Genomic DNA, 16,826 nt, shown 5'->3' on the forward strand with positions numbered 1-16,826 from the left:
CAAATATTGCGATTTTTTTATCAAATCTTGTCCCTAATTGGAAAATTCTCGCTTAATAGCTGCCAACTGAGGGCCATCCTCAGCCCTTACCTATCACCTTGAATATCCGCAATACATAATGATACACCTTCTCTGGGTCATTAAACTCAAACGCAACGTCGCCCCAAGAAACAAGATACCGGTGCCGGCTGACATGGGAGATGATGATCGGATACCATTCTTTCCCCTTAATCCAGATTTCCATTCTTGGGTAATCCCGTATATAGTGAAAGTCAGCAGACCTATTTTGCAAATACGTTGATAACCTGTCAAACATAATCGATTGGATTAACCCATCAAGACATTGATACTGATCGAAGGAGTATGTGGCCAGTGACACGGTTTTTGTATATGCTCAAAATTAAGGGGTATTCAGTTTCCAAGCAACCGTTTGCCTTATCATATTCGGTAATATGATAAGAAGAAGTTTGAAAACAAGGAAAATCTATTTACAGTTTACCGCTCCTGTTGGGTAAATCGCCGGACTCAGATACGGAATATCGAGGCTGGCCCCACGAAGCAAAAACCATCCGCCCATCAGCAGGCAGATGACAGGCAGCCAAAAAGCAAGATTGAATCGGATATAACGCTTAGCCACATTGCCCATGGCCGAGACAAGTAGCATCGCTGGCCACGTACCCAGCCCAAAGAGCAGCATGAATAATCCTCCGCCATATGCAGAATCGGCACTTAGCGCAGCGACCAGGGCCATATATACCATACCACACGGCAGCAGGCCATTGAGCGCACCGACCATGAAATAGCCACCGGGCCGATAAAGCCAATATCCTATCCATTTGGCAACCGGTTTTACCCATATTTGCTGGGCGCGCACAACACCACGAAAGCGCCTACGCCAAATCGATAGCAATCCCACACTCATGAGCAACAGTCCGGTAACAACACTAATCCCCTGCTGCCACCCTTTCGTCTCCACGGCATTGCCGATGAAGCCCGCAAGCAATCCAAGCATACCATATACGGCCACCCGGCCCACTTGGTATACGACGGCGTTGACCAATGTCATCCATCGCGATTGATGACCACTTGGCAACGCCAATACCAACGGCCCGCACATCGCTACGCAATGGAGGCTGCCAAAAACGCCCATAAAGAAAGCAAATACCAAGTAATTCACTTTTACCGATTGGGTTTGACCGTTAATGAGTCGTTGTCAATCCGAACGGAGTCTGGTTTATGCAACTTGTCATAATTCAACCCCTGCTCGTAATAATCCTCAGCGACCAACGAGTCCGTATCGTTGCTCACCATGTAAATTCCAAAAGAAATGATCAGCGCCATGAACAGCACCAATGAAATCGCAATTTTTATTCCCCAGTCCATTTTCGATGTTTCAGTTGTTAATTTCCTCCTCCGGGTGGCGCTACAAATGTGGTCTTCATCGTCTCTAACACCCTTCCGTCCACCATGACGTTTACTTTCACGTTCGTCTTGTAAGCCTGCACCTCCCGTTGAGCAGTTATTAAGAAAAAGCTCAGCTGCGCGGTACCCCCGCTCTTTAATTCATCAATTTTATTGACCACCTGTACGGTGAAGTTTTCCGCTGCGGCTACCAGTTCGAATGGCATGTCCTGATGAGTTTTATTGATCAGCTCCAAGCTATACAGGTTGCTCACCGTGCCATCCGGACGGATTTGATAACTGCTTCCCTTTGCCCGGAGCAACGTACCATCCACCTGCGACCGGCTGAATATCAACCAGCCAAAGATACCCATCAACACCACTAACACGACGGTATAAGCAATTGCCCTGGTGTTTCCCTTTTTTTTGGTGTCACCCGCAATCTCCCCCGTTGCATAAAAGCCGATGAGCTTTTTGGGCTTGTCCAGTTTTTCCATCACTGCATCACACGCATCGATGCAGGCTGTACAGCTCACACATTCCATCTGTAAGCCGTTGCGGATGTCAATGCCTGTTGGGCATACGTGCACGCATAGTTTGCAATCCACGCAATCGCCTACAGCCTGTTCGCTTCCTTTTTTACGGTGACCACGGGGCTCGCCCCGCCTGTAGTCATAGGCAACTGTGATGCTTTGGTCATCCAGCAGCACCCCCTGCAACCGTCCATAGGGACATACCGTGGTACAAACGATTTCGCGTACGTAAGCAAACACGGCATAAAAAACCAAGGTAAAAAGCATGATGGAAACAAATCCCCCAAGGTGTTGGCTTACCGGGTCGCCCATGATTTTCCAAAGATTATCCACCCCAATGATATAGGCAAGAAAGATGTTGGAAATGAAAAACGAGATAAGCAGAAAAATAGCATGCTTGATCAATTTTTTCCTTTGCTTGGCCCACGTATTCGGTGCCTGGTTCAGCTTTTTCTGCTGTTGCCAGTCGCCTTCTATCCAGTATTCGATCCGTCGGAACACCAGCTCCATAAAAATCGTCTGTGGACAAGCCCACCCACACCACACACGTCCATAGACCACGGTGAACAGCACGATGCACACCATAGCAATAAGCATCCCAAAGACGAAAATATGCAGGTCTTGGGGCCAGAACACGTTGCCGAATAGCACAAACTTACGATCGATGATATTGAACATCAGAAACGGCTCACCCCCGATTTTTATAAAAGGGGCTGCCACCAATAAAGCCAGCAACGTATAGCCCAGCCACTGGCGGTAGGCAAATAATTTGCCCCCCGGTTTCTTGGCATATATCCACTCGCGCTTGGGCTTCGTCCCATCCAATGCCTTTCCTACGATCATATCCATAGCTACCTGCTTTATATCACCTTCTTCTCATCCCCGGCCACTGTTGCCGTCTCCGTTCCCGCTGCGTCTTGCGCTGACTGATATTCTACCTTATCCCCTTGTGGTTCTTTCGGGTTTGGTGGGTTCGTTCCCCTTAGGCTAAGGATGTAGTTGCTGACTTCTGCAATTTGCGCCGGCGTAAGGCTCTGTTCCCAAGGAACCATGCCTTTGTCGAGTACCCCATATTTTACGGTCTTAAACACATCCTGAATTTCCCCGCCATGCAACCAGAATTCATCCGTCAGGTTGGGGCCAATTCCGCCTTCTCCGGCATTGCCGTGGCATACGGCACAATTTTGGGTAAAAACAGCTTGTCCAGCAGCTATCGTTTCCGGCTGCGCATCCACTTCTACCGAATTTTCGTCGATATTGTTGGCGGCTTGCGCCAACCACTCTTGGCGTGCCTTTTCAGCTTTAGCCATTTCGCGTTCGTATTCTTGGTCCTGGTTTGGCCCCCATCCAAAGACATGGTACACACAGAGGTACACCGCTGCAAATACAACCGAGGCATAGAACAAGCCGTTGAACCAAGCCGGCACAGGATTGTCCAACTCCTTGATGTCGTCATATGTATGATCAATGATCAAATCTTTCTCTTCGGCAATCGGGCGCAATCCCATCAGTTTGTTCCACCATGCCCGACGTTTGGCCTTACGGGCGGCCAGGGCCTGTACTTTTGTTTCCTTTTCTGCTTCCAAGATGTGCGGCATGGTGATACGCACCATGACGCGCATCGCCTTGAGTACGACGATAGCAGCGGCAAGCACCACGATCATTACGATGATGAGCGCGATAATGAGTATATCATTGTTGATATTTCCACTTCCGAATAACGAAGTGGCCGTGGCAGCCTCCTCAACGTTATCTATCTGTATAAATGCTATTTCCATGGTTTGTAGTTGTTTAGTATGTTAAACATTATCACACTCTTCGGCTTCATCCATTGGAATTTCCTTCATGTAGTCTACATAGTCTTTCCGCATGCGAACCAGCATGATGGCTACCACGATGAAGAAGATGAGAAAAATCCACAGCGAAACAATGAGGTACCACTCATTACCGCTCAAATCCGTTATTTGCTTAAACATTGCCTATTAAATTTTAAAGCGTTAATCCTGTGTTGCTGCCGTTGCTTGTGCCTTGATATCTGTCCCTAATCGTTGCAGATAGGCGATCAAGGCGATGATTTCCCGATCCGGCCGTATCGTGACACCCTGTTGCCCTAAGTCCGCCACGATGGTTTCAGCCTGTTGGTGGAGGTGGGTGTTTGCTGCATTGATATCGGCATCGGTATACGGCACGCCCAAAATCCGCATGGCATTCAACTTGGCTTTAGTGGCCGTAGTATCCAGGGGTTGCTCGATAAGCCAAGGATATGGCGGCATGATGCTGCCGGGCGAAGTAATAGTGGGGTCAAGCATGTGATCGAAATGCCACTTATTGGGATATTTTTTGCCGATGCGGTGCAGATCAGGCCCAGTCCGTTTGGAACCCCAGAGAAAGGGGTGATCATAGACAAATTCGCCGGCCTTGCTATAATCACCGTAGCGGGCTGTTTCCGACCGGAATGGCCGGATGGTCTGTGAATGACAGCTCACACAGCCTTCGCGGATGTATAAATCACGGCCCTGCAATTCCAAAGCCGTATAAGGTTTCACACTGGCAATTGTCGGGACATTCGATGAAATCATAAACGTCGGCATCATCTGCACCAGCCCCCCGATTAAAATGGTGATCAAGGCCACAACCATGAATAGGATGGGTTTGCGTTCCAAACGACGGTGCCTGGAGCGCTCGTTGACGACCACTGGTGCCAGTTCCGGTGCCTCGGCCGGTTCATTGGCCAAGAGCTTTCCTTTCTTCATCGTTTTCACCAAGTTGTAGGCCATGAGGATGGCCCCGGTCAAATACAACGTACCGCCAATGGCACGGAGCATGTGCATCGGAATGATCTGGAGGGTAGTCGCCAGGAAATTGGGGTATTTCAATACACCCTCTGGCGTAAACTCTTTCCACATCAGTCCTTGTACAACAGCTGCCCAATACATCGGAATCGCATAGAAAAGGATACCCAGCGTACCTATCCAAAAGTGCATGGATGCGAGTTTCTTTGAATACAGCTCCGTTCTATAAACCCTGGGTATCAACCAATAGAGGATAGCAAAGGTCATAAATCCATTCCAACCCAATGCACCCACATGCACGTGGGCAACAATCCAGTCGGTAAAGTGTGCAATGGCATTGACCTGCTTCAACGAAAGCATGGGGCCTTCAAAAGTGGCCATGCCATAAGCCGTAAGTGCCACCACCATGAATTTCAATGTAGGCTCCGTACGTACCTTATCCCATGCCCCCCGCAGGGTGAGCAGCCCGTTGATCATCCCGCCCCAACTGGGAGCGATGAGCATGATGGAAAATACTACGCCGAGCGACTGTACCCATCCCGGCAATGACGTATACAACAAATGGTGCGGCCCAGCCCAGATGTAAATAAAAATCAACGACCAGAAGTGCAGAATACTCAGCTTATAGGAGTAGATGGGCCGGTTGGCCATCTTGGGCAGAAAATAATACATCATGCCCAGGTAAGGAGTCGTCAAGAAGAATGCGACAGCATTGTGCCCGTACCACCACTGCACCAGCGCATCCTGGACACCGGCATAGAGGTAATAACTCTTCCACATCGAGATCGGCAGCTGTACCGAATTGACGATGTGTAGCACGGCTACGGTGACAAACGTGGCGATATAAAACCAGATGGCCACGTACATATGCCGTTCACGCCGCTTGATAATGGTGCCAAACATGTTGATTCCAAAAACTACCCAGATGATGGTAATCCCAATGTCTATCGGCAATTCCAGCTCCGCATACTCATGGGACGTCGTGATACCCAGTGGCAGCGTGATGGCCGCAGCCAGAATAATCAGTTGCCAGCCCCAAAAATGCACCCGACTCAGCAGATCACTGAACATACGGGCTTTAAGCAGTCGCTGCAACGAGTAGTACACCCCCATAAAAATGGCGTTTCCCACAAATGCGAAAATAACGGCATTCGTGTGCAACGGACGTACCCGCCCAAACGTCGTGTATTGGAGTTCGAAGTTCATAAATGGCCATATCAACTGAATGGCCACCAATAACCCTACGGACATGCCGACAATGCCCCAGATGATAGTGGCGATACCGAAATCCCTTACAATCTTGTTGTCGTAATTAAATTTAGTTAGCTGCATTGCTGTAATTGTTTTTCCGTCGGTAAAATTACTGTCACCGGAGTGTCAGTCGAATGACGGCGATTGGGTTTAAAAGTAATGGTAGTCACTATTTCTTTGGTGGTGGGTGGTTCGTGATTGGTAGCGAAAAATAAAAATAACGTACATTTGGCAAGATTAACGGACAAACAGCTTATGAACATCGCGGCATTCAAGTCATCCCTGGAGCACGACACACCACCCATCGGCCTTACCGTACAGCTTGAGGCCTTGTGGTATGATGGCAAAGGTGAGTGGGAGCAAGCCCATGATTTGATTAATGATTTAGCCGACAAACAGTCCGCCCATGTACATGCCTACCTTCACCGCAAAGAAGGCGATCTTTGGAATGCTGATTACTGGTATCGCCGGGCGGGGCAGCAACGACCGGCAACAACGTTGGAAGAAGAATGGTTGGCATTGATAAATCTGCTGCTATAAGCTGCAATCGCTTTGCCTCTAATGTAAAGACGATGTCAATTCCACTTTTTTGATTCCTTGAAGGTGCAATTCGATATGCTTATAGCGGGCCTTGCTCTCAAATTCACTGATGATTTCCAGAATATCATAATCGATGAAATCTGATTCGCTCCCATCAATCGTCAACACACTGTATTCAGGCACTTCATCCAGTGTTTTCCTCAGCTTTACCTTATTTAAAAAGGTTACATCGGTATTCAGTTTAACCTGGTAATGGTCAATACCATGGATAACGCTTTTCGTTACCCGGAATTCCGTCCGGAAATTATTCTGGATAATGTAATAAAGCGAGATCAGCAACCCAATGGAGACACCAATAAGCAAGTCCGTGGCGAGGATAATGACGATGGTAATTAGAAAAGGAAAAAATTGTGCCCATCCCAAACGCCACATGTTTACGTAAAGCGAGGGCTTCGTCAGGTTATAACCCGTTACCAGCAGGACGGCAGCCAGCGAGGCATAAGGGATAAAGTTAATCGCCATGGGAATCAATGCAACGGCAATCAGCAGGAAGATGCCATGTGTGAAGGCCGAAAGCTTGGTACGACCACCCGCTTGGATATTAGCCGCGCCCCGCACTACAACAGCCGTAATCGGAATGGCCCCCAGTAATCCGCATGCGATATTCCCTATCCCCTGCGCTACTAATTCACGGTTTACCGGCGTGATGCGGTTGCGTTTATCCAATTTGTCTACCGCTTCGATGCACAGCAATGTTTCCAACGTGGCCAACAGACCAATAAAAAGCCCATTTTTCCAAATCAGGGAAGTTGAAAACAACTTACTGAAGTCGGGAAAAGTAAGACTTTCAGCAATGTTGAGGGGAATATCCACCAACTGGCTTTGCTTCAGTGGATATATTCCCGCTATTTTGGTAAAAATAAGATGAACGATGACACCTGCCAATACGGCAGCCAACGCAGCAGGAATATACGAAAATCGCTTAAAATAAGGTCTTTGAAAGATGAGCATCGCAAGGAGCGATAGCACCGTGATGCAAACCGCTGCTAAGGTCAGGTGGTCACGATAAAAATCAAAATCCCCGGAAAAGACTTCCTTCGAAAAAATCTCCAAAAATCCACTTCGCCAGAAATCAGGCTGTTCGTAACCTAAAGCCAATGGTACTTGCTTGGAAATCAATATGATGCCGATAGCAGCAAGCATCCCTTTTATCACCGCTGAAGGGAAATAATTGGCGATGGCGCCCAGTTTTAGTATACCCAATAGCAGTTGGAAAAAGCCCGCGATGACAACCGTAAGTAAAAATATGCGGTAATCACCCAACGACGCGATGGAGGCCGCTACCAATGTCGTCAGGCCCGCCGCCGGGCCCGACACGGCCAATGATGAACCGCTGATCAACGCTACCACCAAGCCGCCGATAATTCCGGATAGCAACCCCGCGTACAACGGGGCACCTGATGCCAAAGCGACACCCAAACAAAGCGGCAATGCCACTAAAAAAACGGACAAACCGGCAGGCAGGTCATGTTTGAGCCATACAAGCCGGTAATACTTCAATTTCCGTTTCATGCGAACAGCATAAAAAATGATGTGACCTAAGCAGCCCTACGGCTGCAGGCTCCCTGCCGTAAAAGTAACAAAAATAATGTAATAAATCAGGGTTTACGGACTGCTTCCAACTCCGGATCCCGGATTTCCAACTCCTGGCTTCGGCCTCCCGACTCCTCCATCGGCTCATCATCAAACAGTATACGCACGGAAGGTGTATACGTATCCTCATGCTGCCCGGTCTTGTTGGCCCAGAAAAAAGCGGCCAAAAAGATCAACGCAATAAACACGCTGCATCCGATAAGAAAAAATATCGCGCTCATGATGGCCTATTGTTTAACTGGTTCCGGGATGCGTATATATGCGTAGCTATGGTAGTAAAGCCAATAATGGTAATGGTACTCAACGGCATTAAGACTGCGGCAAATAGTGGCGACATCGTGCCCATCACAGCAAAACTCAATCCCACGATGTTATAGGTCAACGAAATGCCAAAACTCATGCGGATGACGCGCACCGCATCTTTGGCAAACCGGAGAAAACGCGGCAACAGGGCAAACGACTTACCATCCAGTATAGCGTCGCATCCCGGGGAAAAATTATTGATGTCATCACTTACTGCGATGCCTAAGTCTGCCCGTTTGAGTGCGCCGGCATCATTAAGCCCATCACCAAACATGCATACCTTGCTACCTGCTTGTTGTAATAGTTGGATGTATTCCAATTTTTCAGCGGGGAGTTTATTGAACAGTAAATCCGCATTCCCAGGAAAAATTTCACGAAGCCGATCTTTTTCCTTAGCATTGTCGCCCGAAATCAAGTGCAATTCATATCCCTTAGCCAATTCTCCCATGATTTCACCAAGATTTTCCCGCCAGGGTTGCTCCACAAAAAAGCAGCCCTTTGCCTTGCCATTGATGGAGATATGGATATTGCTTCCGGCGCGTAGGCCTCCTGCAGCTGACGCCCCCGTGAACGCGGCACTCCCTATACGTATCCAGTTTGAATTGACCAACGCTTCAATTCCTTTTCCTCCGATTTCGCGGTAATCCGCTACGGGCCACCTCCCGATGGATCCCGCCCATTTCACAAGTTCGCGGCTCAATGGGTGATTCGAGTTTTGGCATACCGCTGCTACCATGGCGAGCTCTTCGGCTTCTAAATTTCCTTCAAAACGCATCCGCGTGGCACTGGGCGAAGATATCGTACCGGTTTTGTCGAAAACCAAGCAATTTACCGCAGCCAGTTGCTCGATGGCCGCCGTGTTTTTTACATAGAAGCGGTTTTTATCAAAGACACTCAGCGCCGCCGATAAGGTAAATGGCGAACTCAACGCCAGCGCGCAGGGGCAAGCAATGATTAATACCGCTGTAAAAGCCCCCCATGCCTTTGCCACGTCATCATGCAAAAACCAGTAAGCCATCGCTGAAAAGGCAATCCCCAGGAGCACGACGGTAAAATACTGGCTGACCACATTGCTGAACGTGCGGAATCGCTTTTCATATTGCTTAAAAGCATCGTTGTTCCAAAGCTTGGTCAGGTAGCTCTGCGATACGGCTTTAACAACCTCCAGTTCGATAGCTTCACCCAACTGTCGCCCACCAGCATAAATGATTTCACCGAGTACTTTTTCCACGGGCTCAGACTCACCCGTGACGAAGCTGAAGTCTATTGCTGCCCGTCCCTTTAATAAAATGGCATCAGCCGGAATAATCTCCTTATTTCGGATAAGGAGCCGATCCCCCATGCATATTTCCGCAATGGGTACAGGCTTTGCTCCCTCATCGCCAAGGCGTGTCACCGCTACCGGAAAATAAGAGCGGTAATCCCGTTCAAAAGACAGGTGGTGGTACGTCCGCTGCTGTACCCACCGGCCTACCAGCAGGAAAAAAACCAACCCACAGAGCGTATCAGCAAACCCTGGCCCCGCGCCGGATAGAATCTCCCACGCGGTACGGGCGAACAACACCAAAATGCCCAACGCCAAGGGTACATCCAGACTAAGCTGCCGTTGCCACAGGCTGTGCCATGCCGATCGGAAATAATCCCGCCCGCTGTAAAGCAATACCGGAAGCGCAAAGCTGAGATTCATCCAGCCGAAAAAAATGGAATATTTGGCTTCAAATGCCGCCATGCCGAAGTATTCGGGGAAGCTCAGCATCATCGAATTACCAAAACAAAACCCTGCAACAGCAATCTTGGCAATCAATCCCTTCTGGGAAAATTCCTGACCCGCTTTCACCACATCCTGCAAGGTAATCTTGGGTTCATACCCCACATTGGTCAGCAACTCGACCAGCGCCCGCAGGGATATATCTCCATGTTTGAAAGTGATATTCACCTGTTTTTTCAGAAAATCGCTCTGCGATAAGACAATGGCCGGATGCAGTTTATACAAATGTTCGAGCAGCCACACGCATGAACTGCAATGGATGGACGGAACATAGAATGTCACCATGGTGATCTCGTCATTCTTGAAATCAATCAATTTATCAGCAATGGCAGGTTCGTCCAAGTACTCATACCGATCAGCCTGGTCGTTTCGCTTTTTACCGGGGTGGGCATTATACCGGTAATATTGCTGCATGTTACTGCTGCTCAATATTTGGTATACGCTCTGGCACCCCAGACAGCAGAATGCATGTCCATCCGATTCATACACCGCATTGGGCAATGCGTCACCACAATGAAAGCATTTGGTATTTTTCGATGTTTTCGTTTCCGTATTCATCCTTCACAATTGGTTATACAGCTTTGCTGAATAGAGGGTGCGTATAGTGTTTTGCATGCAATCGTTCATCAAATGCCATGCAGATATTGCGTAAAAAGGAAAATCCCTTTTTCGTAACCTTCACATGCAGGCCATCCCAGGATACCAGCCCATCGGCGAATAGTGGTGCCAGCCGCCGGAGTATCGTCGCCGACTGCGCTGCCGGCACATCCAGTATCGTGGTGCCACGACACATGATGTCCAAGATACGTTTCCTTACCGATAGGTCTGCTGTCGACAATACATGTCCCTTAAAAACCGGGAGTTGGCCTGCATTCACCAATGCTTTGTATTCCTCCACGGTTTTCACATTCTGGGCAAATGCCGTCCATGAATCGCTGATGGACGATACGCCAAGTCCGATAAGCAGCGGCGTATACCGATCGGTATAACCCATGAAATTACGGTGCAGCGATCCGTCATCTGCCGCCCGGCAGAGCGCATCATTGGGCAAGGCGAAATGATCCATGCCCACATCGCGGTAGCCGGCCTGTTTAATGGCCGATTTGCCAAGGAGATAAAGCTCGAGTTTATCTCGGCCCTTCGGCAGGTCTTCTTCCGTATAACGTCGCTGGCCGGGCCTCATCCACGGCACATGCGCATAGCTATAAAACGAGATGCGGTCGGGTCGCATGGCCAGCGCTTTCTTCACCGTATCCGATACGCTTTTCAAGGTCTGTAGCGGGAGTCCATAAATCAGATCAAAATTAATGGACGTATAGCCGATTTGGCGGGCATCTTTCATGACCCGCCACACATCGGCTTCGGTCTGTCTCCGGTTGATCAACTGTTGTACCCCACTATCAAAATCCTGTATGCCCAGGCTCAGTCGCCTGAAACCTGCGTCAAATAGTAGTTGAAGATGTTCAATAGTCGTATTTGCAGGATGTGCTTCAAAGGAAAATGACGCACCCGGAAGCACGTGGTTGCCATCGAGCAAACCAGCCACCAGCCTATCGAGCTGAATCGGGCTGAAAAATGTCGGCGTCCCCCCTCCCAGGTGTATCTCACTAATGGGCAGACTATCTGCACTGAGATGGTTTCGATAGAGCTTCCATTCGGCCAATACGGCATCAATATAAGGCACTTCTACACCATGGTTTTTGGTAATGCGTGTGTTGCAACCGCAATAGGTACATAAGCTTTCACAAAACGGAAGGTGGACATAGAGGCTGATTCCCCGTGATGAAGATTGAGCCAGTTGCAAACGGACATGATGAATCCATTTGCCTGGACTCCAAGTATTTTCATCCCAACACGGCACCGTGGGGTAGCTCGTATAACGCGGTGCAGCCACGTCATAGCGCTGGACCAATTCCAATAGCTTATTTTTCGTTGTTTCCATACACGTAGGGGCTATCGGCATTGTCCATTGTGCAAACCTTTTGGCAGCAACAGGCTTTGCCTACACATTTTCCAGCATCCCAAGCATTCAGGTTGCGTATCGTTTGCTTGGCGATACTTTCAATGGACTGGTCTTCGTCTGGTGCATTGGCCACTTTCAATCCCATCCGTGTAGCCTCTTTCAGGTCGATGTGTGTGGTAATTTTGGATCGGGTGATGATTTTTTTTACTCCTGCATTTTTGAGTTCCCATAGCATTTCGCGATCCAGTATGTCATACGTGGAAACGATAACGACCTCTTTTCCGTGGGCGTAGGATACGGTCTTTACGTTCAGTTCGTTGGATATCAACGTCAAATCATGCCGCTTTCCGTTGGCAAGAGCCAAATGCTCCTTCTCCTGAGGCTTTATACTATAGGCAATTGCTTTCATCCGTCTGTCCGTGTCCGTGGGAAAATGATTTTCTGGTGTATTCATTGTCCCACAAAATTACAGGAGCAGCCTATGGCAGGCGATGTGAGGGGTCAATCTAAAAAATGATAGTGATCACATTTTAGAAAAAAAGTAAAATAGGATTGGCCACGCGGGCTATTGTTTAATATTTCTCAATCGATGGATGGATAAGATGCGGATGGCATTTCCCTCTTTTGCAATTAGTTTTTCGTCTTTAAAATCAGCCAGCATGCGACTGATGGTTTCATTCGCCGTCCCGGCCAAAGAGGCCAAATCATCCCTTGAGATCCGGATAAGGCATTCATCCGCCGATGCATTGGAGATAGTCTTTTCGGCAACACTTATCAACGCATTGGCTACCCGTTTACGCACGGAATCGTAAGCAAACGCAAGCAACTGATCTTCCTTGCCACGGATAGTACCCGACAACCATTTAATGAATTTATTGGCAATTCCCGGCTTCCGGTATAGCAATTCAAAGAATTGTTCTTTATCAATCAATGCCAATTCAACTTCTTCCAGCGTCTCTGCATTATCGTTGTACTGTTGCTGCAACAATAACGCCTCATAGCCAAAAAATGAATCGGACACGTGAATATCAGTTGATAATTCACGGCCATCCAAGTAGTACAAAAAGTTACGTACTTTCCCTTTTTTTACGTAATATACATAGAGTGGCATATCACGTTCCTGATAAATAAACTGCTTCTTCCGGTAGGTTTTTACCCGTGCTCCCTGTACCAGCTCTTTGAGTAGCAACTCTTGCTCCTCGTCACTTAAATATAAGTTTTTCCGGACGTTATTGTCCGTTCCCAGTTGTTTGCGCTTTTTAAGACGTGTCTCAATAGCATTCAGCAATTCGATATCATCAAAAGGTTTGGTCAGGTAATCGTCGGCGCCCATTTCCATTGCTTTGCGCATATCCGCACGTTCAGCTTTCGCCGTCAGAAAGATGAACGGTATCGTAGCGGCTTCCGGATGTTTGGAAAGCATGTACAATACGCCAAAGCCATCCAATTCCGGCATCATGATATCACACAGAATGATATCCGGTAGATGTTTCAAGGCCATATCTACTCCGGTTTTGCCTTCTGGTGCGGTATACACCTGATAGCCGGTAAGTTCAAGGATTTCTTTCGTCCCTTCGCGGATATCATCGTTGTCTTCGATGATCAACACATTGATTTGCTTAGTAGTCATTTAGTTCCGGTATCGTATTACTGAAGGTAAGTGTAAATAGGGTACCTTTATGCTGGGCACTGTGCCAAGTCACTTGACCGCCCATCAAAGATACATATCTTTTCACAATATTAAGTCCCAAGCCCGTACCCGGGATGTTGCCGGTATTATGTGCCCGGAAAAATGGTTCGAACAAACTTTTCTGGTCTTCCTCGGGTATGCCTATTCCGTCATCTTTGATGACAATGGTACAGGTATCATCATTGATTTCCGTATTGAACTCAATGAACGTATTCTCCCCCGAATATTTTATCGCATTGGATATCAAATTGATAATACAATTTTTCAACAAATTGGCATCGAGGTCAAATTTTCCGGTAGAGCCCGTATGCTGGTATACAATATGCTGGTTGGCCTTGCAGATCATCTGCATCTCCTCGGTGATTTCTTCGGCAAGCTGCACCAAATTTATTTCTTGTTTAGCAGCTAACACTTTGCCCGCTTCCAACCGTTCGAGCGATAAAAAATCATTTAGGATGCTGGTGAGCAACTGTACAGAATTTTTGATCCGCCCCGTATGCTTAAGCACATTGGCTTTATCGGGTTTTTCAATGTATTTTTCAATCAGCGATGCCGACAACTGTACAGCACTCAACGGTGTGCGAAACTCATGCGAAGCCATGGAGACAAACCTGGACTTCATCTGGTTAAGTTCCTTCTCCTTTTCCAGCGACAAGCTTACTTCGGATTTGGCCTTTTCCAGTTCAGATACCAGTTTGATCAGGTCTTTTGTACGGTTGCTGACGGTTGCTTCCAATTCCTCCATATGGTAGAGAAGCTTTTCCTCCGCTTCTTTTTCCTTGGATAAGTCATGTACAAACCCTGTAAAAGCCGTCTTATTTTCGTAATGCACCTCACTAACAGCGAGGCGGAATGGAAAGGTGCTGCCGTCTTTGCGCTTGCCTCTCACCTCACGGCCGATTCCGATGATTTTCTTATGTCCGGTCCGATGATAGTTTTCAATGTAACCATCATGATTGCTACGGTCTGGCTCGGGCATCAATATGGATATGTTTTGCCCGATGACCTCAGCAGCGTCGTATCCGAAGAGCCTCAGCGCTGCCGGATTAATAGATTCCACGGTACCATGCCAGTCAATGGTGATGATACCGTCGATCGCATTTTCAATGATTGCCTTAAGTAACTTGGCGGTATCCATTATCCTTTGACCAATTTCTTATATTTAATACGTTTGGGCGCGGTATCGCCCAGACGTTTCTTACGGTTTTCCTCGTATTCGGTATAGTTTCCTTCAAAGAAATAGACTTGAGAGTCTCCCTCGAAAGCCAGTATATGGGTACATATGCGGTCGAGAAACCAACGGTCGTGCGAGATGACCACAGCACATCCGCCGAAATTTTCCAATCCTTCTTCCAGTGCCCGCAAGGTATTGACATCAATATCGTTGGTAGGCTCGTCAAGCAGGAGTACGTTGGCGCCCTTTTTTAAGGTGATGGCCAGGTGTACACGGTTGCGCTCCCCGCCCGAAAGTACACCTACTTTCTTTTGCTGGTCAGCACCATTGAAATTAAATTTGGAAACATACGCCCGGGAATTGACAAACCGATTGCCCAATTGCACGTTTTCATTTCCGCCGGTGATGTTTTCCCATACGGTCTTATCCGGATCCAAATCATCGTGCAACTGATCTACGTAGCCAAGTGCCACGGTTTCCCCGACACGGAAGGTACCGTTATCGGGCTGATCCTGGCCCGTAATAAGCCTAAAGAGGGTGGTTTTCCCCGCTCCGTTAGGCCCGATAATACCCACGATGCCCGCGGGTGGCAGTGAAAAACTCAGGTTTTCAAACAAAATCTTGTCCCCATAAGCCTTGCTCACTTGTTGTGCTTCGATAACCACGTTGCCCAATCGCGGGCCCGGTGGGATAAAAAGCTCCAGCTTTTCTTCCCGTTCTTTAGTTTCCTCGGAGGCCAGTTTTTCGTAGTTATGCAAACGAGCTTTGGATTTAGCATGGCGTGCTTTGGGCGCCATCCGTACCCATTCGAGTTCGCGTTCCAGCGTTTTTTGCCGCTTACTTTCGGTTCTTTCCTCCTGGGCAAGCCGCTTCGCCTTCTGATCAAGCCATGAGGAGTAATTGCCTTTCCATGGGATTCCTTCCCCGCGATCGAGTTCCAGTATCCAGCCCGCCACGTTATCCAAAAAATACCGATCGTGGGTGACGGCAATGACGGTGCCTTTATATTGCTGCAGGTGCTGTTCGAGCCAGTCGATGGACTCGGCATCCAGGTGGTTGGTCGGCTCATCTAATAAGAGGACATCGGGCTCCTGCAACAATAAACGACATAATGCCACCCTGCGGCGCTCGCCTCCTGACAATGTGTCTACTCGTCGCTCAGGCTCCGGACAGCGGAGCGCATCCATGGCCCGTTCCAACTTGCTGTCGATCTCCCATGCACCCGAAGCATCGATTTTGTCCTGCAATTCACCCTGCCTGGCTAATAACCGATCCATTTCGTCGGGATTCTCATACACTTCCGGTAGCCCGAATCGCTCGTTGATTTCTTCATATTCCTTCAAAATTGCAGTAGTTTCCGCTACACCTTCTTCGACAATTTCACGAACCGATTTACTGGTATCCAATTCGGGCTCCTGCGCCAAATAGCCCACAGAATAGCCCGGAGAGAACACCACTTCGCCCTGGTAGGAATTGTCCAATCCGGCGATAATCCGCAATAGTGACGATTTTCCTGAGCCGTTGAGGCCAATGACGCCTATCTTAGCTCCATAGAAAAAAGAGAGGTAAATATTTTTCAGTACTTGCTTCTGGGGTGGGTAGATTTTATTTACCCCCGCCATGGAAAATATAATTTTCTCGTCAGACATGTTGTGGTTTTTACAAACGTTGTAAAACTAAATAGGAAGTGCAAACTTAGCTAACTTACCCTTCATATGCAAGCAGCGACAGCATAAGGCGTATAGTCAGAATGATGTA

Annotated in this window: 16 protein-coding genes; 1 reads left to right on the forward strand and 15 read right to left on the reverse strand. The window is 48.1% G+C overall.

The annotated features are described in order from the left end of the window. Positions 1-79: 79 nt before the first annotated feature. The 7 genes from BMW65_RS24105 to ccoN form a co-directional block, all read right to left on the reverse strand. Positions 80-244 carry a hypothetical protein gene (locus tag BMW65_RS24105; RefSeq protein ID WP_177181027.1) on the reverse strand — a complete coding sequence of 55 codons (165 nt, stop codon included), beginning with the start codon at positions 242-244 and terminating at the stop codon, positions 80-82. Positions 245-484: 240 nt separating this feature from the next. Next, positions 485-1,177: a sulfite exporter TauE/SafE family protein gene (locus BMW65_RS06865; protein WP_245747524.1), complete on the reverse strand. Its 693-nt coding sequence runs from the start codon at positions 1,175-1,177 to the stop codon at positions 485-487. Between the two features lie 2 nt (positions 1,178-1,179). After that, positions 1,180-1,383 (reverse strand): FixH family protein, encoded by a 204-nt coding sequence (locus tag BMW65_RS06870; protein ID WP_090603903.1) that lies wholly within the window; start codon positions 1,381-1,383, stop codon positions 1,180-1,182. 17 nt (positions 1,384-1,400) lie between these two features. Next, positions 1,401-2,783, reverse strand: a complete 1,383-nt coding sequence (gene ccoG / locus BMW65_RS06875; RefSeq protein ID WP_090603905.1) for a cytochrome c oxidase accessory protein CcoG — start codon at positions 2,781-2,783, stop codon at positions 1,401-1,403. 11 nt (positions 2,784-2,794) lie between these two features. After that, positions 2,795-3,712 (reverse strand): cbb3-type cytochrome c oxidase N-terminal domain-containing protein, encoded by a 918-nt coding sequence (locus BMW65_RS06880; protein WP_090603907.1) that lies wholly within the window; start codon positions 3,710-3,712, stop codon positions 2,795-2,797. Positions 3,713-3,733: 21 nt separating this feature from the next. Beyond that, complete coding sequence (locus tag BMW65_RS24110) at positions 3,734-3,910, reverse strand: hypothetical protein (protein ID WP_177181028.1); 177 nt, start codon at positions 3,908-3,910, stop codon at positions 3,734-3,736. Positions 3,911-3,931: 21 nt separating this feature from the next. Then, positions 3,932-6,058, reverse strand: coding sequence for a cytochrome-c oxidase, cbb3-type subunit I (ccoN, locus tag BMW65_RS06885; protein WP_090603909.1), 2,127 nt, complete (start codon positions 6,056-6,058; stop codon positions 3,932-3,934). 147 nt (positions 6,059-6,205) lie between these two features. Between ccoN and BMW65_RS06890 the strand changes: the two genes are divergently transcribed. Beyond that, positions 6,206-6,517 (forward strand): hypothetical protein, encoded by a 312-nt coding sequence (locus tag BMW65_RS06890; protein ID WP_317040428.1) that lies wholly within the window; start codon positions 6,206-6,208, stop codon positions 6,515-6,517. Between the two features lie 18 nt (positions 6,518-6,535). On the opposite strand, the gene BMW65_RS06895 is transcribed toward BMW65_RS06890, so the two are convergent. From BMW65_RS06895 to ettA, 8 genes are all read right to left on the reverse strand, one after another. Further along, positions 6,536-8,089, reverse strand: coding sequence for a SulP family inorganic anion transporter (locus BMW65_RS06895; protein WP_090603911.1), 1,554 nt, complete (start codon positions 8,087-8,089; stop codon positions 6,536-6,538). 86 nt (positions 8,090-8,175) lie between these two features. Then, positions 8,176-8,391 carry a cbb3-type cytochrome oxidase assembly protein CcoS gene (gene ccoS, locus BMW65_RS06900; protein ID WP_090603913.1) on the reverse strand — a complete coding sequence of 72 codons (216 nt, stop codon included), beginning with the start codon at positions 8,389-8,391 and terminating at the stop codon, positions 8,176-8,178. Next, positions 8,388-10,799, reverse strand: coding sequence for a heavy metal translocating P-type ATPase (locus tag BMW65_RS06905; RefSeq protein WP_090603915.1), 2,412 nt, complete (start codon positions 10,797-10,799; stop codon positions 8,388-8,390). Before BMW65_RS06905 ends, ccoS begins: the two co-directional genes overlap by 4 nt. 13 nt (positions 10,800-10,812) lie before the next feature. Next, a complete protein-coding gene (gene hemN / locus BMW65_RS06910; RefSeq protein WP_090603917.1) occupies positions 10,813-12,183 on the reverse strand; it encodes an oxygen-independent coproporphyrinogen III oxidase in 1,371 nt (456 codons plus the stop codon). Next, positions 12,164-12,658 carry a Rossmann-fold NAD(P)-binding domain-containing protein gene (locus BMW65_RS06915; RefSeq protein ID WP_245747526.1) on the reverse strand — a complete coding sequence of 165 codons (495 nt, stop codon included), beginning with the start codon at positions 12,656-12,658 and terminating at the stop codon, positions 12,164-12,166. Before BMW65_RS06915 ends, hemN begins: the two co-directional genes overlap by 20 nt. Positions 12,659-12,769: 111 nt before the next feature. After that, the gene (locus BMW65_RS06920) at positions 12,770-13,834 is read right to left on the reverse strand and encodes a response regulator (protein WP_090603919.1); all 1,065 of its coding nucleotides are present in this window, start codon (positions 13,832-13,834) and stop codon (positions 12,770-12,772) included. Further along, positions 13,824-15,032: a PAS domain-containing sensor histidine kinase gene (locus BMW65_RS06925; protein ID WP_090603921.1), complete on the reverse strand. Its 1,209-nt coding sequence runs from the start codon at positions 15,030-15,032 to the stop codon at positions 13,824-13,826. The genes BMW65_RS06920 and BMW65_RS06925 overlap by 11 nt, the downstream gene beginning before the upstream one ends. Then, entirely contained in the window at positions 15,032-16,717 is a 1,686-nt protein-coding gene (gene ettA / locus BMW65_RS06930; protein ID WP_090603923.1) for an energy-dependent translational throttle protein EttA, read from the reverse strand. Before ettA ends, BMW65_RS06925 begins: the two co-directional genes overlap by 1 nt. Positions 16,718-16,826: the final 109 nt, after the last annotated feature.

It is taken from the genome of Parapedobacter koreensis (assembly GCF_900109365.1).
Taxonomy (GTDB): Bacteria; Bacteroidota; Bacteroidia; order Sphingobacteriales; family Sphingobacteriaceae; genus Parapedobacter; species Parapedobacter koreensis.

Bases quoted from the DNA above. Each gene is read 5' to 3' on its own strand.
- BMW65_RS24105 (WP_177181027.1), bottom strand. From the start codon at position 244: ATGGAAATCTGGATTAAGGGGAAAGAATGGTATCCGATCATCATCTCC.
- BMW65_RS06870 (WP_090603903.1), bottom strand. From the start codon at position 1,383: ATGGACTGGGGAATAAAAATTGCGATTTCATTGGTGCTGTTCATGGCG.
- ccoG (WP_090603905.1), bottom strand. From the start codon at position 2,783: ATGGATATGATCGTAGGAAAGGCATTGGATGGGACGAAGCCCAAGCGC.
- BMW65_RS06880 (WP_090603907.1), bottom strand. From the start codon at position 3,712: ATGGAAATAGCATTTATACAGATAGATAACGTTGAGGAGGCTGCCACG.
- BMW65_RS24110 (WP_177181028.1), bottom strand. From the start codon at position 3,910: ATGTTTAAGCAAATAACGGATTTGAGCGGTAATGAGTGGTACCTCATT.
- ccoN (WP_090603909.1), bottom strand. From the start codon at position 6,058: ATGCAGCTAACTAAATTTAATTACGACAACAAGATTGTAAGGGATTTC.
- BMW65_RS06895 (WP_090603911.1), bottom strand. From the start codon at position 8,089: ATGAAACGGAAATTGAAGTATTACCGGCTTGTATGGCTCAAACATGAC.
- ccoS (WP_090603913.1), bottom strand. From the start codon at position 8,391: ATGAGCGCGATATTTTTTCTTATCGGATGCAGCGTGTTTATTGCGTTG.
- BMW65_RS06905 (WP_090603915.1), bottom strand. From the start codon at position 10,799: ATGAATACGGAAACGAAAACATCGAAAAATACCAAATGCTTTCATTGT.
- hemN (WP_090603917.1), bottom strand. From the start codon at position 12,183: ATGGAAACAACGAAAAATAAGCTATTGGAATTGGTCCAGCGCTATGAC.
- BMW65_RS06915 (WP_245747526.1), bottom strand. From the start codon at position 12,658: ATGAATACACCAGAAAATCATTTTCCCACGGACACGGACAGACGGATG.
- BMW65_RS06920 (WP_090603919.1), bottom strand. From the start codon at position 13,834: ATGACTACTAAGCAAATCAATGTGTTGATCATCGAAGACAACGATGAT.
- BMW65_RS06925 (WP_090603921.1), bottom strand. From the start codon at position 15,032: ATGGATACCGCCAAGTTACTTAAGGCAATCATTGAAAATGCGATCGAC.
- ettA (WP_090603923.1), bottom strand. From the start codon at position 16,717: ATGTCTGACGAGAAAATTATATTTTCCATGGCGGGGGTAAATAAAATC.